A 23,198-nucleotide genomic window follows, 5' to 3' on the forward strand; every position below is an offset into this window, starting at 1 on the left:
CATAATATCCCCACCCCCCCAACGCCTTGCTGGGGCGGCGGGGGGGGGGCGGGGGGCCCCCCCCCCCCCCGCCGGGCCCCCCCCCCCCCCCCCCCCCCCCCCCCAATCCCGGGCCCCCCCCCCCCCCCCCCCCCACGAACCCGGAATCTCGGCACCGCTCGGTCGGCCACCATCTCGGGATTCCGGATCGGCGCGCTGCGCGCACCGTCCGGAATGACGGCGTGTGCGGCGAGCGGCCCGGCCATGACGCGTGGAGGCGTCTTTTGTTCACAGCCGCCGCAGCGAAGTGTCGAGCGCCGTTACCGCGCGCGTAATCGCCTTACTGCCCGCAATTCCACACCGGTCCGATCGGCGTCTGTGTCCAGCACGGCCCGATGCTGCCGCCGTTGTAGCGGCCGCGGTAGAAGCCCGGCCGGCCGAGATAGCGCCAGTCGCCGTTCCAGCGTGGATAGTCCGGCGTCGGGTCGATGTACCACGGCCGCGGCTTGTGCAGCAGCGCCAGCTGCGCGCGCGACAGTTTTTGCATGAACAGCGGCACCGAATTGCTCGGCGGCTGCACATAGCCGGGCAGGCCGCTGCTCTGCACGCGCTTGGCCTTCTTGGAGGCCGCCGAAGCGGTGAGGGGAACGAGCGCGAGCGTGGCGGCGAGCGTGAGGGAGGTGAGGCGGGTCATGGCGGGAGTTTAGACAAGCGGGGGCGGGAGGGCGAGACACATTCGGGTGCAACAGGCCGTAGCCAGCATGAAGCGAAGCGGAATGCGGGGGTCTTTGACCTACCAGCCCCGGATTGCGCTTCGCTCCATCCGGGCTACGCTCGCTTTGAACAGTGCTCGTCCGTAGCCCGCATGAGCGAAGCGAGATGCGGGAGCGCTCAGGCCCCGGGTGTCGCTTCGCTCACCCGGGCTACGCTTGCTAGCTTGTTTTCATGTACTGAAGGAATGTGAATGCCACCGAGGTCGTCAATTTGCTGTTCACCAAGTTGATAGTATGTGAACCATGGTCGCATATCTGGAAATTTCCATGTTTCATTTTCCCTCATCATCTCGGCGAGCTTTCCAATATCGGGATGCTCGCTCATTCTCTGTATGATGTGGGGGTCGTGAAACTCCGCGTCGCTCGAAAGATAGCTGAGGAAGACGTCGTTTTCGCTTTGCCGCAGAAGGAACGGATGGATCAACCCACCGCGACTGCCGACTTCCGAGGCTATACGTGCCATCAATATTGGAATGAGCGAAATCTGCAAATTGGCGCTCCAATTTTAAAGTGCAGGCGCGGCGGATATTTTCGTCTAGGACCAGAGCCACGCCATTTGCAATTACTTCCCATACAGGGCGATCATTGTACTGTTTGCCCTCCCAGTATCGCGAAATCCATTCGAGGCTATCGATTGGTATCCGCCCAGACTTGTCCACTTCTGCAAAAGTGATCCAATTCGCGTCCACGACAGTCGGCATTTCGTCGCAATGCAAATCGAATTCGACCAGATTCTCAGGCTTAAAGTAGGCCGGCCAATCGGCGTCGTTGATCCGTGCTTCAGCTTCAGCGCGAGATCCAAAAAAATACATTCCTCGCATTCGCGATTGATTCTTCTGAAAATTCTTCTGTCGATACAGCTCGATGATTGCTTCGTTGAAAAGACGGGCATTGTTGCCAGCAGCAACTATGCCCGCTTGCATAAAAGAAACGAACCCCTCTGAATCAGAAACGTGAGAAGAGGACACGAGCATTCCTCTCATCACTGCCCACTGGACGGCAGGATGATCTACATCCAAGAAGGCGTATACACTTCCTATGCTTTGAAGAGATTCAAACGGAAGCGCTGTGTTGTCTGCCGATTCCAAGTCTAACGACGACGACATAGCAGCTCACTCCGCCGCCTCGTCCGTCCTCCGCTTCTTTGCCACCGCCTTTGGCCCCTTCTTCTCCAGCACCGGCTTCAGAAACTTCCCCGTGTAGCTGCGGGGGGCCTTGACGATGTCTTCCGGCGGGCCCCAGGCGACGATTTCGCCGCCGCCGTCGCCGCCTTCGGGGCCGAGGTCGATGACCCAGTCGGCGGTCTTGATGACTTCGAGGTTGTGCTCGATCACCACCACGGTGTTGCCCTGGGCGACCAGCTCGTGCAGCACCTCGAGGAGTTTCGCGACGTCGTGGAAGTGCAGGCCGGTGGTCGGCTCGTCGAGGATGTAGAGCGTGCGGCCGGTGGCGCGCTTGCTGAGTTCCTTGGCGAGCTTGACGCGCTGGGCTTCGCCGCCGCTGAGCGTCGTGGCTTGCTGGCCGACATGGATGTAGTCGAGGCCGACGCGGTGCAGCGTCTTGAAGGTCTCGCGGACGCGCGGCACCGCCTTGAAGAAGTCGGCGGCTTCCTCGACCGTCATGTCGAGCACGTCGGCGATCGACTTGCCCTTGAACAGCACTTCGAGCGTTTCGCGGTTGTAGCGTTTTCCTTTGCAGACGTCGCAGGTGACGTAGACGTCGGGCAAAAAGTGCATCTCGATCTTGATGACGCCGTCGCCCTGGCAGGCCTCGCAGCGGCCGCCCTTGACGTTGAAGCTGAAGCGGCCCGGCTCGTAGCCGCGCGCTTTGGACTCAGGCAGGCCGGCGAACCACTCGCGGATCGGCGTGAACGCACCGGTGTAGGTTGCGGGGTTAGAGCGCGGGGTGCGGCCGATGGGCGACTGATCGATGTCGATGATCTTGTCGATGTGCTCGAGGCCTTCGATACGGTCGTGCGGCGCCGGCGGCTCGCTGGCGTTGTTGAGCTTGCGGGCGATCGCCTTGTACAGCGTGTCGATCAGCAGCGTCGACTTGCCGCCGCCGGACACGCCGGTGACGCAGGTGAACAGGCCGAGCGGGATCTCGGCCGAGACGTTCTTGAGATTGTTGCCGCGGGCGTTGATCACTTTCAGCGTGCGGCGATGGTTCGGCGGCCGGCGCTCCGGCACCGGAACGAACATCTCGCCGGTGAGATATTTGCCGGTCAGCGATTTCGGATTGGCCATCACTTCGGCGGGCGTGCCTTCGGCGACGATGTGGCCGCCATGGGTGCCGGCACCGGGGCCGATATCGAGCACGTAGTCGGCGAGGCGGATGGCGTCCTCGTCGTGCTCGACGACGATCACGGTGTTGCCGAGGTCGCGCAGCCGCTTCAGGGTGTCGAGCAGCCGGGCATTGTCGCGCTGGTGCAGGCCGATCGACGGCTCGTCCAGCACGTAGAGCACGCCGGTGAGGCCGGAGCCGATCTGCGAGGCGAGGCGGATGCGCTGGCTCTCGCCGCCCGACAGCGTGCCGGCGGCGCGCGCCAGCGTCAGATAGTTGAGGCCGACGTCGAGCAGGAAGCTCAGCCGCTCGCGAATCTCCTTGAGGATGCGGACGGCGATCTCGTTCTGCTGGGTGTTGAGCACGCCGGGCACATTGGCGAACCACTCGCCGGCGGCCTTCACCGACAGCTCGGAGACTTCGCCGATGTGCTTGCCGCCGATCTTGACGCTGAGCGCCTCGGGCTTGAGCCTGTGGCCGTGGCAGCCGGCGCAAGGTACGTCGGAGAAGTACTTGCCGAGCTCCTCGCGGGCCCACTCGCTTTCGGTCTCGCGGAAGCGGCGTTCGATATTGGTGACGACGCCTTCGAACGGCTTCCTGGTGTCGTAGGAGCGCACCCCGTCCTCGTAGGAGAACTTGATCTCGTCGTCGCCGGAACCGTACAGCAGCGCGTTCTGCGTCTTCTTCGGCAGGTCCTTCCACTTGGTATCGAGCGTGAATTTGTAGAACTTGCCGAGCGCAGTCAGCGTCTGGACGTAGTAGGGCGACGACGACTTCGCCCATGGCGCGATCGCGCCCTTGCGCAGCGTCAGGTCCTTGTCGGGCACGACGAGGTCGGGATCGATGTGCTGCTCGATGCCGAGGCCGCCGCATTCCGGGCAGGCGCCGTAGGGGTTGTTGAAGGAGAAGAGTCTGGGCTCGATCTCCGGAATGGTGAAGCCGGACACCGGACAGGCGAACTTCTCCGAGAACAGGATGCGCTCGGCGCCGCTCTTGTCGTGGATCTTGGCGACCTTCTTGTCGGCCTTCTTCTTCTTGCCCTCGGGCTCCTCTGCCGGGACCGGCGCGGGCGCGGCTGCCGCAGCGGGCGCGTCGGCGAATTCGATCACCGCCAGGCCTTCCGCCAGCTTCAGCGCGGTCTCAAAACTCTCGGCCAGGCGCTGGCCGATGTCGCTGCGCACGACGATGCGGTCGACCACGACGTCGATGTCGTGCGGGAATTTCTTGTCGAGCACCGGGGCTTCGGCGAGCTCGTGGAAGGCGCCGTCGATCTTGACGCGCTGAAAACCCTTCTTCAGCCACTCGGCGAGCTCCTTGCGGTACTCACCCTTGCGGCCGCGCACCACCGGCGCCAGCAGATACAGCCGCGTGCCTTCCGGCAGCGCCAGCACGCGGTCGACCATCTGCGACACGGTCTGGCTCTCGATCGGCAGGCCCGTGGCCGGCGAATAGGGCACGCCGACGCGCGCCCATAACAGGCGCATGTAGTCGTAGATCTCGGTGACGGTGCCGACCGTGGAACGCGGGTTCTTCGAGGTGGTCTTCTGCTCGATCGAGATCGCCGGCGACAGGCCGTCGATCTGGTCGACGTCCGGCTTCTGCATCATCTCGAGGAACTGCCGCGCATAGGCCGACAGCGATTCGACGTAGCGGCGCTGGCCCTCGGCATAGATGGTGTCGAACGCCAGCGACGATTTGCCGGAGCCGGACAGGCCGGTGAATACGGCGAGCTTGTCACGGGGGATGGTGACGTCGACGTTCTTGAGATTGTGCTCGCGGGCGCCGCGAATGGTGATGGAGGTACGGCTCGAGGGCGCCGCCGGCTGCTGCGACGGCTGACGCTTGGCCTTGATCACTTCGTCCATGCAGGGTGTCCAGGCGCGGCAGGCGCGCGAGTTGGGGCGCCGTCGCACACGGGCCGACGCCGAAGGGAGCTTTGCTGGAACATAGGAAGAACGGCGATGGATTTCCAGTGGTCGGGCGCCGCCATCAACCGATTGTTGCGCACGGTCGGCAATGCCGGAGCGGGGGGCGATGTTCCGGAGGGCGTGGCAGAAGCATCAGGGTGCGGCTGGCACTTCCGCCCCGCCCATCTTCTCTGGGGTACTGGGTCCTCCGCTTGCTGCGGAGGATGACGGCTGGCGGCAGTGGCGAGCCGGTGCTTTGCGACCGGCCCCCAATGCTGCCCCGTCACCGATCGTCGTCGCCCGCTTGTTGGGGCGAGTCAGTATCGCAAAGCGCAGGCTGCTTAATGCGAGGTCTTGGCCACGGAGCCAAAAAATAGGCCGGCGCGAGGCCGGCCTTGGAAAGCTCCTGGAGTTCGGCCCACTCAGTACTTGGCGAGGATCGGGCCGCCCCAGCGATAGTTGATGCCAACGCGGACGAGATCGCCGCTGGTCTTCCAGTCATACGCGACCTGGAAGGGCGGATTGGCCGGGATCGGGTTGGCAATCGTGCTTTCGTTGCCGAGGTCGTAGTGCAGATATTCGAGCTTCGCCGACCAGTTCGGCGCGAACGCCCACTCGGCGCCGGCACCGACGGTCCAGCCCACCTTGGTCTTGGAGAACGAGGTCGGATACTGGATCGTGCCAATCGGCAGGAAGCTGGTGTTGGCGGCATATTCGACTTCGCCATAGGCGAGACCGCCGGTGGCGTAGAGCAGCAGAGTGTCGGTGGCGGTGAAGCCGGCGCGGCCACGGACGGTGCCGAACCATTTGATCTTCTCGGAGGTCGCCAGATACGAACCGGCGCCGAACGGCGCCAGATTGTTGGCGATGATCGGGGTGACGATGGCGTCGGCGCGGATATCCGACCACTGGATATCGGCTTCGAGGCCGCCGACAAAAGCGCCCGACTGCCAGTTGTAGCCGGCCTGACCGCCCGCGAGCGCTCCCTTCGGCTTCAGCCCGAGCGTGGTCGGCGCCAGATCGATGAAGGCGACGGGGTTCGGCAGCGGGTCGTAGTTGGTGTCTCCCGTGCCCCAGCCGTAGCCCGCGTTGGCGCCGAGATAGAACCCGGTCCAGTTGTAGGCCACCACCAGCGGAGGCGGGGCCTTGTAGGGACGGGGAGCAAGATCCGCAGCGACGGCGGGAACGGCGAACGCGACTGCGGCGACGCCGGTGAGCAACAGCCTTTTCATAGCATTCTCCACTGAAAGATTCGGACTTCCAGTTGCAACGATAGTCGAGCACCGAACCAAGCGCTGTAACGCGGCCGCAACAGTTGGTTCCAAAATACAATCAGTAGTTTTACTTGAGCAGAAATGCACAACGTATACGAGTACCGCAGGGAGGCTTGGTTCGAGGCTGGCCCGGCATTGCACGCGGGCGCAGCTCACGCTGGAGCCTATTCTCCCCGCTGCAGTAGGTGTCGACGCTATCCGCCACCCGGCGAACCATCGTTCGAGGCCTCATCTCCAGGGCGCCAGGCCGCCGGAGGTGGCCGTGCGCAGATCTTGCCAGCGCGCGGCTGGCAGCCGCTGGGCCAATGGAGGTGCACCGCTCCGAGCGTCAGATGGTGGATGCGATCAAGGTGCCGTCGGCCGGAAAGTGCCTCAGAGCGGGGTACGATGTCCGATCGAGCCGCATCGACCGTCCCGGCGGCGGCCAATCGCGCTACATATGTGCGTCCGGCTGCGAAGCCGCATTCGAAACCAGCAACGCGTCCAAAGCAAGCAACGCATTCAAAACAAAAAGGCCGGCGCGAGGCCGGCCTTCCGTGGGTCGATGATCGTCTCTCGAAAGAGAAACCTGATCTCAGTACCTCGCGACTACCGGGCCGCCCCAGCGATAGTTGATGCGGGCGGTGACGATGTCGGCGTCCTGCTTGATGCGGTCGACGGTGGTGGCGGGCGACGTGAAGGTCACGTCCTTGCTGTCCAGGAACAGATGGTTGTACTCGACCGCGAACGACCAGTTCGGAGTGAAGCCGTATTCGAAGCCGGCGCCGACCGTCCCACCCCAGCGGGTCTCCGACGCGGTACCCGTCGTCAGGCCGCCGAGCGTGGTGTAGTAGTTGTACTTGTCGCTGACCACCGCCGCGCCGCCCTTGGCGTAGAGCAGGGCGTTGTTCCAGGCATAGCCGATGCGGCCGGTAAACAGGCCGAAGGCCTCGATCTTGGACTCGTTGGTGAAGCCCGGGAACAGCGTGCTGACGTTCGAGCCCTTGAAGTCGGCCCAGTTGCCCTGCGCTTCGATGCCGAACACCCAGGTGGAGAACTGCCAGTTGTAGCCGATCTGACCGCCCGCGGTGGCCCCCGACGCGTCATGGCAGCCTTCGCCGATATTGGTGACGAGGGGAGCCGCGGCCGTACCCGCATAGTCCCAGCACTTGCGGCTGGTACCCCAGCCGCCGTTGCCGCCGATGTAGAAGCCCGTCCAGTCATACACCACCGGGATGATCGGCGGAGCCTTGGTGTAGGGACGGGCGGCGAGATCCGCCGCCATCGCCGGCGCCGCGCCCAAAGCAATCAGTGCAACTGTACCCAGGAAAAGCTTTTTCATCTGAAAACCCCATCCAGCTGGAGCCTGCTGTGTCATCCCCGTCGCAGGTCAGGCTCGGCGCGAGCGCCTTCTCAATTCATGATGGAACTATACCGTGTTCCGCGGAAAACGCAGTCGCTGAAAAGTCACACTCGCTAACCAAGTTGAAACTGGAACGTCCTGAAATCCCACAGACAATTCCTGGCAGGAATGGCATTTTGTTACCGGCGCGCCGCCTGCTGTCGGATTAGCCGCGCTCCAGAGACAGAAACGCCAAAGTATCCGACGGTTGGGTCTTGCGAAGAACAAAACTGGAACATAACTTGGAGCGATCCCGGTGGATAACGGGGGCAGCGCCGTGGTTTCCCGGCCCTGGAGGATGGGCGCCGCGTGGCGGACAGCGTAAGCGCTAGGGCATCAAGACTTGCGCGCGCGCGGCAGGCCCGGCGCGACGATCGATTCGAAGGAGACGGCGATGGCTGGAAGCGTGAACAAGGTGATCCTGATCGGCAATCTCGGCGCCGATCCCGAGATCAAGCGGACCCAGGATGGCCGGCCGATCGCCAATCTGCGCATCGCCACCTCGGAGAGCTGGCGCGATCGCGCCACCGGCGAGCGTAAGGAAAAGACCGAGTGGCATCGCGTCGTGATCTTCAATGAAGGGCTGTGCAAGGTCGTCGAGCAGTACCTCAAGAAGGGCGCCAAGGTTTATATCGAGGGCCAGCTGCAGACGCGCAAATGGACCGACCAGAGCGGCGCCGAGCGCTACAGCACCGAGGTGGTGCTGCAGAACTTCAATTCGGTGCTGACCATGCTGGACGGCCGTAGCGGCGGCGGCAGTGGCGGCGGTTACGGCTCGGACGATGCGGGCGGCGATTTCGGCTCGGGCGGTCCGTCGGGGGGCGGCTATAGCTCCGGCGGCCAGTCGCGCCGGCCGGTCGCGGCCAGCGGCGGCGGTGGCGGTGGCCGCGCCAGCGACATGGACGACGATATCCCGTTCTGAGGTTGTCAGCGGGTGGGGAAGGCGCGGCCGCTCGGGCAACCGGGCGGCCGCTGCCGTTTTGGCGGGGCGCTTGGGATCAGTCGCGCAGCAGCGCGTGGCCGAGCAGCAGCTGGCCTGCGGCGAACAGCGTGCCGAAGATGCGCTGATTGTGGCGGGCCAGCCAGCGCGGCAGCCAGATGTCGAAATTGTCGGCGCGATCAGTGGTGTAGCGCGCCGCGATGTCGGTCAGCGGACAGCGCATGCGGTTGAGCAGCAGCACCAGCACTTCGCCCCAGACGAACACGCTCATCCATAGTGCGGCGACAAATTCGCCGCGCAGCGTGGCGATCGGGATCAGCACGATCGATCCGGCAAAGAACGCCAGATCGCCGTGTGCGCCGCGCGCACCGCCGTCAGCGCCCGGGCGCGGCTGTGCGCCGAGCCTGCGGACGACGTCATGCCGCCGCCTCGATCTCGGCGATCCGGGTGGCCATGATCTTGTCGATCCGCCGGCCATCGAGATCGAGGATCTCGAGCTGCCAGCCCTGATACTCGAACTTGTCGCCGATGTTCGGCAGCGCGCCGTAGTGCTGCAGCACCAGGCCCGCGACGGTGTGATAGTCGCGATGCTCGGGAATCGACACCGGCAGCAGATCGCCGAATTCGTCGACCGGCATCCAGCCTGCGATCAGATACGAGCCGTCCTCGCGACGCACCGCGGCGGGCTCGGGCGGGCCTTCCTCATTGCCGAACGCGCCGACGATCGATTCCAGAATGTCGGCGGTGGTGACGACGCCTTCGAAGGCGCCGAACTCGTCATAGACCAGCGCCATGTGCACCGACGATTGCCGCAGCGTCGCCAGCACGTCGCGGGCGTCGGCCGAGGACGGGATGATCGGGGCTTCGCGCACCAGCGCGCGCAGGTCCGGCTTGTCGCCGCGCAGATACACTTCGAGCAGGTCCTTGGCCTGGATAATGCCGATCGGATCGTCGCGATTGCCGTCGGTCACCGGAAGCCGCGAATGCGGGCTGGTGAGGAAAGCTTCGCGGATGTCCTCCAGCGAGTCGCCGAGGTCGACCAGATCGACCTCCGGCCGCGGCGTCATCACCGCGCCGACCGGGCGGTCGCCGAGCCGCATCACGCCGGCGATCATCTCGCGCTCGCCGGGTTCGAGCACGCCGGCGGTCTCGGCTTCCATCACCAGATTGTGGATCTCCTCCTCGGAGATCTTGTCCTGCATCACGCCGCTCTGCCCGAGCAGGCTGAGGATCGCCTTGCCGGAGAAATCCAGCACGAACACCAGCGGCCGCGAGATCTTGGCGATCAGCGCCATGGCGGGCGCGACCTTGGCGGCGATGCCTTCGGGATTGCGCAGCGCGACCTGCTTGGGCACCAGCTCGCCGACGATCAGCGTCGCATAGGTGATCAGCGCCACCACCAAACCGAAGCCCAGGATGTCGGGAAACGGCACCGACAGGGCTGTCAGGTATTCGGTTAGTCGTTGGCCGAGCGTGGCACCGGAGAAGGCGCCTGACAGCACGCCGACCAGCGTGATGCCGATCTGCACGGTGGACAGGAACTTGCCCGGGTCTTCAGACAGTTTCAGCGCCTGCTTGGCGCCGCGGACGTTCTTCTGGGCGAGCAGAGCCAGCCGGGCCGGGCGGGAGGAGACAATCGCCAGCTCAGACATCGCGAGCAACCCGTTGGCGACGATGAGCGTCACCACGATTGCCAATTCCACCGATAGCATGGCGCCTGCGCCGCCTCCTCTGCTGCTTACACCGGCGCTGAACATAGGGCGTCCCACGCCCGACCGGAACCAGCCAAGGCAGCTTTATCTCGCTTGCTCGTCGGCTTCGTCGGCTTTCGCCTCGTTCCACAGTGCATCCATCTCGGCCAGCGTCGCGGCCTGCGGCGAGCGGCCGCGGGCGGCGAGGGCGCGTTCGATGTAGGCGAAGCGGCGCTCGAATTTGGCATTGGTGCCGCGCAGCGCCATTTCCGGGTCGGCGCCGGTGTGGCGGGCGAGGTTGACCAGCGCGAACATCAGATCGCCGGTCTCCTCCGCCATCTCGCTCTTGTCGCCTCGGTCGAGAGCGGCCTCGATCTCGTCGGCCTCCTCGCGGATCTTGTTCAGCACCGCGCGCGGATCGTTCCAGTCGAAGCCGACCTTGGACGCTTTGCGTTGCAGCTCCATGGCGCGCGACAGCGCCGGCTGCCCGGCCTTGACGCCCGCCAGCACGGAATTCGCCGGCGGCTCGACGTGGCCGCGGCGGGCGGCGCGCTCGGCCTTTTCCTCGGCCTTGATGCGGTCCCACACGCCCTCGACATGCGACGGCGCGATATTGCCGTCGGCGTCGGCGAAGACGTGCGGATGGCGGCGGATCATCTTAGCCGTGACCGCCTCGACCACGTCGCCGAATGCGAACGCGCCGCGCTCCTCGGCGATCCGCGAGTGAAACACCACCTGCAGCAAGAGGTCGCCAAGCTCGTCGCGCAGATCCTCGAGATCGCCCCGGGCGATCGCCTCGGCGACTTCGAACGCCTCCTCGATGGTGTAGGGTGCGATCGTCGTGAAGTCCTGTTCGAGGTCCCATGGACAGCCGGTGCCGGGCGTGCGCAGCTGGGCCATGATCTCGATCAGGCGGGCGATGTCGCGGGAAGGGGTCATGGCAAGATCCGGTCGTGAGGCTGTGCCTTCCTATGCCGTATGCGCGCGGCGCGGCCCAGCAAAAATCAGCGTGATTGGCTGCGGCGCCGCGCGGTGCTAGAGCCAGCCGCATGACCGAACCGACATCCGATAAAACCGCGCTGGTGCTGTTCTCCGGCGGGCAGGACTCCGCGACGTGCCTGGCGTGGGCGCTGGCGCGGTACGCCCGCGTCGAGACCATCGGCTTCGACTACGGCCAGCGCCACGCCATCGAGCTCGATTGCCGGGCCAGACTGCTCGACGGTTTTCGCGCCATCGATCCGGCCTGGGCCGCCAGCTTCGGCGACAGCCATACGCTGTCGATCCCGACGCTGAGCGCGATCTCCGACACCGCGCTGACGCGCGACGTCGAAATCGCGATGGGGGCGGACGGCCTGCCCAACACCTTCGTGCCCGGCCGCAACCTGATCTTCCTGACGTTTGCGGCGGCATTGGCCTATCGCCGCGGCATCGCCGACATCGTCGGCGGCATGTGCGAGACCGATTATTCCGGCTATCCGGATTGCCGCGACGACACCATCAAGGCACTGCAGAGTGCGATCAGCCTCGGCATGGCGCGCGACGTCACGCTGCACACGCCGCTGATGTGGCTGGACAAAGCCGCGACCTGGCGACTGGCGCGTGACCTCGGCGGCAATGCGCTGGTCGATCTGATCCGCGAGCATTCGCACACCTGTTATCTCGGCGAGCGCGGCGCGCGCCACGACTGGGGCTATGGCTGCGGCGAATGCCCGGCCTGTGCGTTGCGGGCCAAGGGCTGGCGCGAGTATCAGGCGAGGGCGTAGCTCACGCAGACGTCATCGAAATCACACTTGGGTATGATGGAATGCGAAGCGCTCGGTCGTAATGATCGGAGCTGTGTCGGCTGCAGTTTCATTCGTTGTTCGAACGGACGGTCCTTGCATTGAGCACTGAGTCATTATCCTGAGAGCCTGGCCGGAAATGCCGCCATTAAGTTCGGGCACTTCCCTCTCCCCGCGTCATGCCCGGCCTTGTGCCGGGCATCCACGCCTTGCGGCCGGAAATCCAGAAAAGCCGTGGATGGCCGGGCCTTTGCCGCGCCGAAGCGGCTTCGGCCGCGCAGGCGGGACAAGCCCGGCCATGACGGAATTGATATCGCGCCCCGCGTCGCGCCTCGTCATCGCGGCGTGCGCACTCCTTTCGTTGGTTGCGCCGGTCGCCGCGGCGGATTGCGACCCGGGCGCGACGGCGCCGGCGTATGGCCGGTTCAAGGCCGTCACCGCTTACTTCGACAACGAGATCGCCACCGGCAAGCTGCCGGGTGCGGTGGTGCTGATCGAACAGCGCGGGCATCCGCGCTATCTGCAGTGCTTCGGCTATCGAACGCCGGCGCGCACGCAGCCGATCACGCCGGACACGCTGTTCGCGCTGCATTCGATGACCAAGCCGATCACCAGCGTCGCCGCGATGATGCTGATCGACGCCGGGAGGCTGTCGCTGCAGGATCCGGTGTCGAAATACATTCCGGCCTTCGCCGATGTGCAAGTCGGCGTCGAGAGCAAAACGGAGGACGGCAAGCCTGTGCTGAAGCGCGTGCCGCCGGACCGGCCGGTGACGGTCGAAGACCTGATGCGGCAGACCTCGGGGATCACGTATAGTTATATCGGCGGCGAGCTGATCCGGCAGGCCTATGCGGATGCGCATATCTTCGACGGCGCGTTCGACAATGCCGCCTTCGCCGAGCGGATCGCGCGGCTGCCGCTGGCGCGCCAGCCCGGCACGCTGTGGCGCTACGGCCATTCTACCGACGTGCTCGGCCGCATCATCGAGATCCTCTCGGGGCAGACGCTATACCAGTTCGAGAAGCAGCATTTGTTCGATCCGCTCGGTATGACCAGCACCAAGTACGTGCTGGAAACCGATGACGAGCGGGCGCGGATGGCCGAGCCGTGGCCCGACGATGTGGTGCTGGGCCGCGCCGAGCGGCTGCGGCGGGCGCATCCGGAGTGGCAATCCGGCGGCGGCGGGCTGGTCTCGACCATCACCGACTACGCGCGTTTCGCCCGCATGATCCTCAACGGCGGCGAACTGGACGGCCGGCGCTATCTCAGCCCAGCGGCGTTCGCGGCGATGACCACCGACCACATCGGCCCGGGCTCGGGCGTCGAGCGCGATTACTTCTACTTTCCGGGCGATGGGTTCGGCTACGGTTACGGTTTCGCGGTCCGCACTGATCCGGGCGAGGCCAAGCCGCCGCCGCCGGGCTCACTCGGCGAGCTGAAGTGGGACGGTGGCGCCGGCACCTATTTCGGTGTCGATCGCAAGCTCGGGCTGATCTACATTTTGATGGAGCAGACCGAAACCGAACGCGGCCGCGTCGGCCCGGCGTTCAAGAAGCTACTGTATGAGGGGCTGACGGGGCGGGACTGATCGCAACTCCAACCGCGTCGTACCGGGAGAGATGGTGTGCGACCTCGGAGCCTGACCCAAGCTCAGCCCTGTAAAATTGGGCCTTTTCGTATCCACGCGTCATGCCCGGCCTTGTGCCGGGCATCCACGCCTTGCGGCCGGAAATGCAGAAAAGGCGTGGATGGCCGGGACAAGCCCGGCCATGACGGGCGGAGAGGGCGGTGTGTTGATGAGAGCTTTTGACTAATCAGAGCCTTTGACTTCTGCGTCATTGCGAGCGAAGCGAAGCAATCCAGGGGCCGCAAAGTCGTTCTGGATTGCTTCGTCGCTTCGCTCCTCGCAATGACGACGTTCAAGGCCTGCTTTCACCGTTCGAAGTTCTGGCCAGAGACTGTGGCCGCATCCTTCGAGGCGCGCTGCGTGCGCGCCTCAGGATGACGGCGCTGTGCTTCTGTCAGGGGCATTGATTCAACCGGGAGCTAAGCTCGCTATTGCCGCGGACAAAAATCATCCGGCGTCAGTTCGATCGGCCTTCCATGCGGCGTGCGGTCGGCGGCGCGGTCCCAGGCGTTGCGGTAGTGGGCCTGGGTGTCGGCGCTGGCGATGCCTTTGGCGGCGAGCATGTGCTCCAATGTCGCCAGCCAATGCTGGTAGTAAGTCTCGCCGGTGTCCGGATCACCGCCTTGCTGTGCACGGACAATCTGTTCGGCAAGCGCCGCCGCCCATTCCGGCCAGGTGAACAGCCCGCGGGCGTGCAGCGTCACCGCCATGGCGAAGGCGTGCGCCTCCCACGGCTCGCGGAACACCGGGCCGTCATGATCGCGCGGCAGATCCGGCAGCGCGTCGGCGGCGAGCGCGGCGGCGCGGGCATCGGGCGTCATCAGGCCGGCTCCAGATAGCTGTCCCAGGCGTCGACCGAGACGCGTAATCCCGGCTCGGCGTCGTCACCCCAGATGTCCCGGCCGTCGAACGTGACGGTGTACAGCCACTGCGGCTGCTCGCCCTGGCCGAGCGCATTGCTGTCGGGAAAGACGTGGGCGCCGTGCAGCAGCTCGATCACCCCGACATGGCCGCGGACGTAGCGCGGCAGCCGCGTATGAGTGCGCGGATGCATCGTTTTGGTGCGAACGCGGTCGCCGACCTTGAACCTAGCAGCGGCCGCGGCCGGCCGGTCGGTCGGGCCGCCGCGCGCCAGCATCGGGCCGACTTCGCTGGCCCCGAGCGCCGGGATGTCGCGGCGGCGATGCAGCGGCTTTCCGGCTTCGATTTCGTCTGCCGTCACCAGCTCGCGCTCCGCCATCAGCTGTTCGAGCCCGGCGATCCAGATCTGGTAGTAGCTCTTGCTGAGATAGTCGGCCGGCGAACGGTTTTCGCGGGCGAACCGCGTCATGTCGAGATTCCAGCCGCCGTGCCGGGCCATCGCCAGCGTGATGGCGAAGGCGCGGCGCTCCCAGGGGGCGTGAAACGCCGGCTCGTCCGGCTCCGGGACCACCGGGCCGAAGCCATCCATCCCGCCCATGTCATGCGCGCCATCCATCACGCCACCTCGGCAGGCGAGCGGGCGAGGCCGGTGCCGATCATGCTGTCGCGGGTGACGAGATCGGCGAGGCGGTCTTCGCTGAGGCCTTCGGTGCCTGCCGGGCGCATCGGCACCACCAAGTAGCGGATCTCCGCGGTCGAATCCCAGACGCGGATGGCGGTCTCGTCCGGCAGCGTCACGCCGAAATCGGCCAGCACCGCGCGCGGCTCCTTGACGGTACGCGAGCGATACGGCGCCGATTTGTACCAGACCGGCGGCAAGCCGAGCACGGACCACGGATAACAGGAGCACAACGTGCAGACGACCATGTTGTGGGTCGCCGGCGTGTTCTCGACGGCGACGATGTGCTCGCCCTGGCGGCCACTGTAGCCGAGCTCGGCGATCGCCGCGGTGGCGTCCTTGAGCAGCCTCTCGCGATAGGCCGGATCGTTCCACGCTTTGGCGACCACGCGCGCCCCATTGCGCGGCCCGACCTTGGTCTCGTAGGTCTCGATCAGCACGTCGAGCGCTGCCGGATCGACATAGCCTTTCTCGGTCAGGATGGTTTCGAGCGCGCGGACGCGCAGCTCGGTGTCCGACAGATCGGAATGGTCGTGGTCGTGATGATGCGCGTGCACGTCTTGATCATTGCTCATGCGAAGCAACATAGAGTGGAAAAGATTGCGCTGTCGAGCCGGGAAGCTGGTAGCCTGCGGCCAAATCAAGAACGACCACCGGGAGGCAGCGTGACTGTTTTGGTGAGCATTGAACGCGGCCTCGGACCAGAGGGCCGCGTTGCCGTGGTGCGGTTTGATCGCGGCGATGGGCTCAACGCCTTATCGCCGGAGGCGATGCGGCAATTGACTGACGCGGCGCGTGGCTTCGAGGACGATGCGGAAACCTCCGTGGTGGTGCTCACCGGCAGCGCCAAGGCGTTCAGTGCCGGCTTCGACCTCAAGGACGCCGAGGGCCGCAGCCGCGCCGAGATGGACCTCGGCACGCTGCGCCGGCACCTCAAGCTCGGGCCGCGGCTGACGCGAGCCTGGCAGGAGTTGGAGCAGGTCACCATCGGGGCGATCGAGGGCTTTTGCGTCGGTGGCGGCGTGGCGCTCGCGGTCGCACTGGATTTCCGGGTGATGGCGAGGGACGCGCACATGCGGGTGCCCGAGATCGGGCTCGGCATGAACATGAGCTGGCAGAGCGTACCGCGGATGCTGCATCTGATCGGGCCGGCGCGGACCAAGCAGGCGGTGATCCTCGCAGACGATCGGATCGGCGCGCGCGAAGCCTACGAATGGGGACTGGTCGAGCACCTTGCCAAGCCGGGGCAGGCGTTTGCGGGCGCGATGGCGCTGGCCGAGAAGGTCGCGGCGCAGCCGCCGATCTCGGTGGCGATGACCAAACTCACCGTCAACCGGCTGGCCCACGCGCTCGACGATCTCGCCAGCCATATGGATCTCGATCAGTTCGCGCTCGCCGGGCTGACCGAAGACCACAAGGAGGGCGTCGCCGCGTTTCTCGATCGGCGCAAGCCGCGGTTTCGCGGGCGCTAATTTGCACCGTCAAGAGAGAGCCATGATCACCACCATCGTGCAGTTCGCTCTGGCCGAGCCGATCAGTCTTGAAGCTGCCGCGAAGCTGTTCAAGAGCAGCGCGTCAAAGTATCAGCAGATGCCGGGCCTGATCCGCAAATACTACATCCGCTCCGAGGATGGCCGCACCGCCGGCGGCGTGTATTTGTGGGAGTCGCGGCAGGCGGCCGAAGCCGTCTATGCCGGCGAATGGCGAGCCCGCGTTGCGCAACTTTACGGTGCCGAGCCGGTGATCTCGTGGTTCGACAGCCCGGTGATCGTCGACAACGCCGCCGGCGGCGCGATCAAGACGGCGCTCTCGTCGCATGCCGGGTCGTCATCGTGAGTGCGCGCAGCGCCGCGGACAGGGACTTCGAAAGACGCGTTCAGACCTTCGCGAACTCGCCACCACGAGTCATGCCCGGTGCCGGGTATTCACGCCTTGCTGACGGAAATGCACAAAAGCGTGGATGACCGGGACAAGCCCGGCCATGGCGGAATTTGTCGCGAGCTTAGCGAGCTTCAACGGTCGCTTTGCAGACATCGCATCAATTCGATCGATTGAATTTTCCTTATCCGCTCAGGGCGCGGCCGAGTGCGAGGCCGAGGCCGACGATCAGGCAGCCGCCCGCAGCATAAGCGAGGTATTCCGGTTGATTGCAGAACAGCGGCGAGGCGCCGCAGACTTGGCTTGCCCAAGACGCCCCGTAGTAAAGCTGGCCGTGCGCCGTATGAAACACAGCCGCCGCAGCACCGAGCGCCGCGGCTGCAAAAATGAAGAACGATGCCATCCAGAAATCCCCGAATCGTCTCGGGAGTTTCCGGGGCAGTGCGCCGCGGGATCTTTGATCCAAATCAATTCGCGCGCGGCGGTTGCGTTCAGCGCCACATCCCGCGCATTCGCGCCCCGATGTCGATCGGCGGCGCCTTGCGGGTCGGGTAGCCGGGCGTCGCACTGGGCTTCGGCCAGCTGACGCGCTCGAACGCGCCGAGCAGGCGATCGGGGATGAAGCGGCTGCGCGAGGCGTAGACGTGGCGGTCCCCCATCGCGGCCTGGCCGTGGACGAAGAAGCGCTGCGGCACGACGAGGTGCAGATCGTCCTTGGCGCGCGTCATTGCGACATAGAGTAGGCGGCGCTCTTCCTCGATCTCGGCCGAACTGCCGGTGCCGAGATCGGACGGCATGCAGCCGTCGACGACGTTGAGCACGAATACCGACTTCCACTCCTGGCCCTTGGCGGAGTGGATGGTCGACAGGATCAGATAGTCCTCGTCCAGCATGGGTACGCCGGCCTGGTCGGAGGTCGCGTCCGGCGGATCGAGCGTCAGTTCGGTGAGGAAGCGCTCGCGTGACGGATAGCCCGATGCGATCTGCGCCAGTTGCACCAGGTCGGCGCGGCGCGTCTCGGCGTCGTCGTGGATACGGTCGAGATGCGGCTCGTACCACTGCCGCGCGAATTCGATTTCGGCCGGCCAGCCGGCGCCGCCGCTGCGCAATTCGCCGATCGCCTCGACAAAGCTGCGCCAATCGCCGGCGCGCGGCGGCGCCGGCAAATCCGCGAGGGCGCCGAGCGGATCGGCGGCGGTGCCGATGGCATCCAGTACTTTCTGCGCGGAGGCCGGGCCGACGCCCTGCATCAGCAGCAGCACGCGGAAGCCGGCAACGCGATCGCGCGGGTTCTGCACGAAGCGCAGCAGCGCCAGCATGTCCTTGACGTGGGCGGCGTCGAGGAATTTCAGGCCGCCGAATTTGACGAACGGGATGTTGCGCCGGGTCAGCTCGAGTTCGAGCGGCGCCGAATGCGACGAGGTGCGGAACAGCACCGCCTGCTGCTTCAGCGTCGCGCCGCCTTCGCGATTGTCGAGCACGCGCTCGACGATGTAGCGCGCCTGATCGGCCTCGTCGCGAACGCCGACGAGCTGCGGCGGCAAGCCGGCGGCGCGGTCGGTCCACAGGTTCTTGGTGAAGCGCTCTTTGGCGAGATCGATGACCGCATTGGCGGCGCCGAGGATCGCCTGGGTCGAGCGATAGTTGCGGTCGAGCGTGATCAGCCGCGCCGGCGGGCTGAAGGCTTTCGGGAAGTCCAAGATGTTGCGCACCGTGGCGGCGCGAAACGAATAGATCGACTGGGCGTCGTCGCCAACGACGGTGAGGCCGTGGCCGTCGGGTTTGAGGCCGAGCAGCACCTGCGCCTGCAGCGCGTTCGTGTCCTGATACTCGTCGACCAGCACGTGATCGAAACGGTCGCCGATCTCCTCGGCCAGTCCCGGCTCCGCCATGGTCTGGGCCCAGTACAGCAGCAGGTCGTCATAATCGAGCACGTTGTGGCGCTGCTTGGCGTCGACGTAGCCGGCAAACAGCTGCTTCAGCTCGTTCGCCCAGCCGGCGCACCACGGATAGTTGGCGCCGAGCACCTGATCGAGGGCCTGGCCGGCGTTGACGCAGCGCGAGTAGATTGCAAGGCACGTGCCTTTGGTCGGAAACCGGCTCTCGGTCTTCGAGAAGCCGAGATCGTGCCGCACCAGATTCATCAGGTCGGCGGAATCTTCGCGGTCGTGAATGGTGAAGGCGGGATCGAGCGCGAGCCGCTCGGCATATTCGCGCATCAGCCGGGCGCCGATGCCGTGGAAGGTGCCGGCCCAGCTCAGTGCGCCGGTGAGGGCGCCGGCGCGGTCGCCCATCACCTTGCGGGCGATGCGCTCGACGCGGCGGGTCATTTCGGCAGCGGCGCGGCGCGAGAACGTCATCAGCAAAATGCGATGCGGATCGGCGCCGTTCAGCACCAGATGCGCCACACGGTGCGCCAATGTGTTGGTCTTGCCGCTGCCGGCGCCGGCGATCACCAGCAGCGGCGGACACGCTGCGCCGATGCCGTGCTCGACGGCACAGCGCTGCTCCGGATTGAGGCTCTCAAGATAGGTGGCGGTAGCGGGCACGAATCAGCGTCTGTCTGGATGAGGACCGACGCTCCCAGATTCCTGCTTTGTTCGCAACGGCGTTCTGCCGCGCGCCGGCAAGGGCCCACCGCCGTCCTCGGGTGCCGCGACGGCGTGAACAAAATTGTCACGGACTGCCGGCTATGCTGCTGCCGATGTTGGGTTATGCTTCGACAAGGTCGCGGGCGGTCTGCGATCGGCGGCAAGGCGGCGGATGCAACGCCGCGAGAGGGGAACTGGATGTTGCGAGGATCGATAGTTGTTGCGGCTGCGATTGCGGTGATGACCTCGGCGAGCGCGCAGGCGCTCGATCTCGACACGGTTGCGATCCAGAGCGGCAAGCTGGTGATCACCGGCAAGACCACCAAGCCCGGCCAGGAGGTCGAAGTCGTCGGCCCCGGCGACAAGGTCAAGAGTTCGTCCTCGCGCCGCTTCCGGTTCTCGCTCAGCTATCTGCCCGAAACCTGCAAGATCGACCTGAAGTCCGGCGAGGAAGTCGCCAAGGACCTGATCGTCGCCAATTGCGGCACGCGCGGCCCGAAGGGTGAGCCCGGCGCTGCAGGCATGGCCGGCCCCGCCGGCTCGCGAGGTCCAGCCGGCGCTGTCGGTCCGAAGGGTGAGGCGGGTCCCGCTGGTCCGGCAGGCCCAGCCGGTCCCGCAGGCCCGGCGGGCCCGAAGGGCGACACCGGTCCCGCAGGGCCGAAGGGCGAGGCAGGTCCGGCCGGCCCAAAGGGTGACACCGGCCCCGCCGGCCCGAAGGGCGAGGCCGGCGAAGCCGCGCCAAAGAACTAACGCACGGCGATACCTCGGCTGTGGCCCTGAGCGTCGCACGCTGTCGGAGCCGGGCCGGATGAACGAAAGCTGCCGGCGCGGTTTATCCGTGCCGGCAGACGCGTTTGTGCGGCGACGCGGGCCGCTGCACCAACAAGGATGGTCCAATGAAACCTCACGTCACCTGCCTGATGGCCTCCAGCGTCGACGGCCGCACGCTGCATAGCCGCTGGCGGCCCAAAGGCACCGCCGGCGACCTGTTCGAGCAGGTTCACGACGAACTCGGCGGCGACGCCTGGCTGATCGGCCGCGTTACCGGCTCGGAATTCGCCAAGGGCCAGCCGTATCCGACCGGCACGGCGCAGCGCTATCCGCGCGAGCACTGGCTGCCGAAGCGCGACGCAGACAGCTACGGCATTGTGCTCGACGCGCACGGCAAGATCGGCTGGGGCCGCTCCGACATCGGCGGCGATCCGATCGTGGTGGTGCTGACTGAGCAGGTCTCCGACGCGCATCTCGAAGGGCTGCGCGGCGAGGGCGTCTCTTACATCTTCGCCGGCACACGCGAGATCGATCTGGCGCTGACACTCGACATCCTCAATCGCGAGCTCGGCATCGAGCGGCTGCTACTCGAAGGTGGCGGCGGCACCAATGGCGCGTTCCTGCGCGCCGGCATGGTCGACGAACTGCAGCTGATCCTGTGCCCGGCCATCGACGGCGCAAAGGGGGCGCCGTGCGTGTTCGACTCGGCGGAGGACCAGAGCGAGCAGCGCGCGCCGGTCACCGCCATGACGCTGGAAAGCACCCGCCCACTCGACGGCGGCGCGCTGCTGCTGACCTACCGGATCGAGAACGGAGGCGCCTGAAGGAACCGACGCTGCGACCGCTGGTTGGACCGGCGTTCAACCTTCCGGAGCAGCGCCTTGAAAGTCAGCGATTTCATCGTCGAGCGGCTCCACGCCTGGGGCGTGCGGCGGATCTACGGTTACTCCGGAGACGGCATCAACGGCGTGCTCGGCGCGCTGCAACGCGCCGGCACCATCGAGTTCGTGCAGGCGCGGCACGAAGAGATGGCGGCGTTTATGGCTGTGGCGCACGCCAAGTTCACCGGCGAGATCGGCGTCTGCCTGTCGACCGGCGGGCCGGGCGCCACCCATATGATCACCGGCCTGTACGACGCCAAGCTCGACCACGCGCCGGTGCTGGCGATCTGCGGGCAGGCGGAGGCGACGGTGCGCGGCGCCAGCTATCAGCAGGAGCTCAATCTCGACCGGATGTTCGCCGACGTCGCCGACTTCGCGCAGGAGCTGTCGGCGCCGGCGCAGGCGCGGCATCTGGTCGACCGCGCGGTGCGGATCGCCACCGCACGCAACGGCGTGTCGGTGCTGGTGCTGCCGAAGGACATTCAGGATCAGACCTACGAGGAGCCCCAGGTCGCGCACGGCTTCACCCGCTCCGGCATCGGCTACACGCGGCCGCGCGTGGTGCCGTATCCTGAGGATCTGCAGCGCGCCGCTGACGTGCTCAATGCCGGCGAGAAGGTCGCGATCCTGGTGGGCGCCGGCGGGCGTGGCGCGGCGAACGAACTTATCGCGGTCGCCGATGCGCTCGGTGCCGGCATCGCCAAGGCGCTGCTCGGCAAGGATGTGCTGCCCGACGATTTGCCGTTCGTCACTGGCGCGATCGGACTGCTCGGCACCGAGCCGAGCTGGGACCTGATGCAGAACTGCGACACGCTGCTGATGGTCGGCACCGGCTTCCCCTGGGCGGAGTTCCTGCCAAAAGACGGCAAGGTGCGGGCGGTGCAGATCGACATTGAGCCGGCGATGCTGTCGCTGCGCTATCCGGCCGAAGTCAACCTGCACGGTGACGCCGCGGAGACGCTGAAGTTGTTACTTCCGCTGCTCAAGCCGAAGACCGACGGCAAGTGGCGCAAGACCATCGCTGGAGGGCTCGACGCATGGTGGAAGAAGCTCGAGGCGCGCGCGATGACGGCAGCCAAGCCGGTCAACCCACAGCGCGTGGTGTGGGAGATGTCGCCGCAACTTCCGGCCGACGCCATCATCACGAGTGACAGCGGCTCCTGCGCCAACTGGTACGCGCGCGATTATCGCGTCAAGCGCGGGCAGGCGGCGTCGCTGTCGGGCGGGCTGGCGTCGATGGGCGCGGCGGTGCCGTATGCGATCGGCGCCAAGTTCGCGCATCCAACGCGGCCGGTGGTGGCCCTGGTCGGCGACGGCGCGATGCAGATGAACAACCTCGCCGAGCTGATCACCGTGCAGAAGTACTGGCGGCAATGGGCCGATCCGCGCTTCGTGGTCTGCGTGTTCAACAACGAGGACCTCAACGAAGTCACCTGGGAGCAGCGGGTGATGGAAGGCAACCCGCGGTTCGACGCGTCGCAGTCGATCCCGAATTTTGCCTACGCCAAATTCGCCGAGCTGCTCGGCTTCACCGGCATCTATGTCGACAATCCTGACGCGCTTTCGGCGGCGTGGCATCGCGCGCTGGCGAGCGACCGCCCGGTGGTGATCGAGGTGAAGACCGACCCCGACATCGTGCCGCTGCCGCCGCACGTCACGCTCAAACAGGCGCGCGGCTTTTTATCGTCGATCGTCAAGGGGGATCCGGGGAGCGGAAGCGTCATCGCCGAGACCGCGGCGCAGTTGCTGAACGCGGTGGTGCGGAAGAAGGAGTAGTTCGCTCCCGATTTCCGTCATGGCCGGGCTTGTCCCGGCCATCCACGCCTTTGCTGAACGCTGGCCTCCAAGACGTGGATGCCCGGGACAAGCCCGGGCATGACGGGGAGGGACCTGTTTCCAAA

The 23,198-nt window shown here is 65.9% G+C and carries 21 protein-coding genes; 8 read left to right on the plus strand and 13 right to left on the minus strand.

Annotated features, from left to right (window positions below):
* Nucleotides 1-319 precede the first annotated feature (319 nt).
* The 5 genes from D4Q52_RS18405 to D4Q52_RS18430 form a co-directional block, all read right to left on the minus strand.
* Nucleotides 320-673, minus strand: coding sequence for a hypothetical protein (locus D4Q52_RS18405; protein ID WP_119858035.1), 354 nt, complete (start codon nt 671-673; stop codon nt 320-322).
* 351 nt (nt 674-1,024) lie between these two features.
* Complete coding sequence (locus D4Q52_RS26270; protein ID WP_147407820.1) at nt 1,025-1,858, minus strand: hypothetical protein; 834 nt, start codon at nt 1,856-1,858, stop codon at nt 1,025-1,027.
* 6 nt (nt 1,859-1,864) lie between these two features.
* Nucleotides 1,865-4,900: an excinuclease ABC subunit UvrA gene (uvrA, locus tag D4Q52_RS18420; protein ID WP_119858038.1), complete on the minus strand. Its 3,036-nt coding sequence runs from the start codon at nt 4,898-4,900 to the stop codon at nt 1,865-1,867.
* Nucleotides 4,901-5,364: 464 nt separating this feature from the next.
* Nucleotides 5,365-6,174, minus strand: a complete 810-nt coding sequence (locus D4Q52_RS18425) for an outer membrane protein (RefSeq protein ID WP_119858039.1) — start codon at nt 6,172-6,174, stop codon at nt 5,365-5,367.
* A gap of 616 nt (nt 6,175-6,790) precedes the next feature.
* Nucleotides 6,791-7,537, minus strand: a complete 747-nt coding sequence (locus D4Q52_RS18430) for an outer membrane protein (protein WP_119858040.1) — start codon at nt 7,535-7,537, stop codon at nt 6,791-6,793.
* A gap of 454 nt (nt 7,538-7,991) precedes the next feature.
* Between D4Q52_RS18430 and D4Q52_RS18435 the strand changes: the two genes are divergently transcribed.
* On the plus strand, nt 7,992-8,519 hold the full coding sequence (locus D4Q52_RS18435; RefSeq protein WP_119858138.1) for a single-stranded DNA-binding protein: 528 nt from the start codon (nt 7,992-7,994) through the stop codon (nt 8,517-8,519).
* 76 nt (nt 8,520-8,595) lie between these two features.
* Here the strand turns inward: D4Q52_RS18435 and D4Q52_RS18440 are convergent, their stop codons facing one another.
* The 3 genes from D4Q52_RS18440 to mazG form a co-directional block, all read right to left on the minus strand.
* Nucleotides 8,596-8,859 (minus strand): hypothetical protein, encoded by a 264-nt coding sequence (locus D4Q52_RS18440; protein WP_349627414.1) that lies wholly within the window; start codon nt 8,857-8,859, stop codon nt 8,596-8,598.
* A gap of 94 nt (nt 8,860-8,953) precedes the next feature.
* Complete coding sequence (locus tag D4Q52_RS18445; protein ID WP_119858041.1) at nt 8,954-10,249, minus strand: hemolysin family protein; 1,296 nt, start codon at nt 10,247-10,249, stop codon at nt 8,954-8,956.
* An 84-nt stretch (nt 10,250-10,333) separates the two neighbouring features.
* Nucleotides 10,334-11,167 carry a nucleoside triphosphate pyrophosphohydrolase gene (mazG, locus tag D4Q52_RS18450; RefSeq protein WP_119858042.1) on the minus strand — a complete coding sequence of 278 codons (834 nt, stop codon included), beginning with the start codon at nt 11,165-11,167 and terminating at the stop codon, nt 10,334-10,336.
* Nucleotides 11,168-11,277: 110 nt separating this feature from the next.
* Here mazG and queC point away from each other — a divergent pair, with 110 nt between their 5' ends.
* Together queC and D4Q52_RS18460 are read left to right on the plus strand one after the other, a co-directional pair.
* Nucleotides 11,278-11,991 carry a 7-cyano-7-deazaguanine synthase QueC gene (queC, locus tag D4Q52_RS18455; RefSeq protein ID WP_119858043.1) on the plus strand — a complete coding sequence of 238 codons (714 nt, stop codon included), beginning with the start codon at nt 11,278-11,280 and terminating at the stop codon, nt 11,989-11,991.
* Between the two features lie 316 nt (nt 11,992-12,307).
* Nucleotides 12,308-13,597 carry a serine hydrolase domain-containing protein gene (locus tag D4Q52_RS18460; protein WP_119858044.1) on the plus strand — a complete coding sequence of 430 codons (1,290 nt, stop codon included), beginning with the start codon at nt 12,308-12,310 and terminating at the stop codon, nt 13,595-13,597.
* 467 nt (nt 13,598-14,064) lie between these two features.
* Here D4Q52_RS18460 and D4Q52_RS18470 read toward each other — a convergent pair whose 3' ends face one another.
* From D4Q52_RS18470 to nthA, 3 genes are read right to left on the minus strand one after another with little or no spacing between them, the layout of a single operon-like run.
* Entirely contained in the window at nt 14,065-14,457 is a 393-nt protein-coding gene (locus D4Q52_RS18470) for a nitrile hydratase accessory protein (protein ID WP_119858046.1), read from the minus strand.
* Nucleotides 14,457-15,113: a nitrile hydratase subunit beta gene (nthB, locus tag D4Q52_RS18475; RefSeq protein WP_119858139.1), complete on the minus strand. Its 657-nt coding sequence runs from the start codon at nt 15,111-15,113 to the stop codon at nt 14,457-14,459. The genes D4Q52_RS18470 and nthB overlap by 1 nt, the downstream gene beginning before the upstream one ends.
* Entirely contained in the window at nt 15,113-15,751 is a 639-nt protein-coding gene (gene nthA, locus D4Q52_RS18480) for a nitrile hydratase subunit alpha (RefSeq protein WP_182915353.1), read from the minus strand. Before nthA ends, nthB begins: the two co-directional genes overlap by 1 nt.
* A gap of 90 nt (nt 15,752-15,841) precedes the next feature.
* On the opposite strand from nthA, the gene D4Q52_RS18485 reads away from it, so the two are divergent.
* Nucleotides 15,842-16,648, plus strand: a complete 807-nt coding sequence (locus D4Q52_RS18485) for an enoyl-CoA hydratase/isomerase family protein (RefSeq protein WP_234831245.1) — start codon at nt 15,842-15,844, stop codon at nt 16,646-16,648.
* Nucleotides 16,649-16,670: 22 nt separating this feature from the next.
* Nucleotides 16,671-17,012, plus strand: coding sequence for a YdhR family protein (locus D4Q52_RS18490; protein WP_119858048.1), 342 nt, complete (start codon nt 16,671-16,673; stop codon nt 17,010-17,012).
* Between the two features lie 226 nt (nt 17,013-17,238).
* Here the strand turns inward: D4Q52_RS18490 and D4Q52_RS18495 are convergent, their stop codons facing one another.
* On the minus strand, nt 17,239-17,457 hold the full coding sequence (locus D4Q52_RS18495) for a hypothetical protein (protein WP_119858049.1): 219 nt from the start codon (nt 17,455-17,457) through the stop codon (nt 17,239-17,241).
* Between the two features lie 88 nt (nt 17,458-17,545).
* Nucleotides 17,546-19,603 (minus strand): ATP-dependent helicase, encoded by a 2,058-nt coding sequence (locus D4Q52_RS18500; protein WP_119858050.1) that lies wholly within the window; start codon nt 19,601-19,603, stop codon nt 17,546-17,548.
* Between the two features lie 282 nt (nt 19,604-19,885).
* On the opposite strand from D4Q52_RS18500, the gene D4Q52_RS18505 reads away from it, so the two are divergent.
* From D4Q52_RS18505 to D4Q52_RS18515, 3 genes are all read left to right on the plus strand, one after another.
* Entirely contained in the window at nt 19,886-20,395 is a 510-nt protein-coding gene (locus tag D4Q52_RS18505; RefSeq protein ID WP_425328497.1) for a collagen-like protein, read from the plus strand.
* Between the two features lie 146 nt (nt 20,396-20,541).
* On the plus strand, nt 20,542-21,240 hold the full coding sequence (locus tag D4Q52_RS18510) for a RibD family protein (protein ID WP_119858052.1): 699 nt from the start codon (nt 20,542-20,544) through the stop codon (nt 21,238-21,240).
* Nucleotides 21,241-21,297: 57 nt separating this feature from the next.
* Complete coding sequence (locus D4Q52_RS18515) at nt 21,298-23,073, plus strand: thiamine pyrophosphate-requiring protein (protein WP_210210148.1); 1,776 nt, start codon at nt 21,298-21,300, stop codon at nt 23,071-23,073.
* Nucleotides 23,074-23,198: the final 125 nt, after the last annotated feature.

This window comes from Rhodopseudomonas palustris (assembly GCF_003591005.1).
Taxonomy (GTDB): domain Bacteria; phylum Pseudomonadota; class Alphaproteobacteria; order Rhizobiales; family Xanthobacteraceae; genus Rhodopseudomonas; species Rhodopseudomonas palustris_K.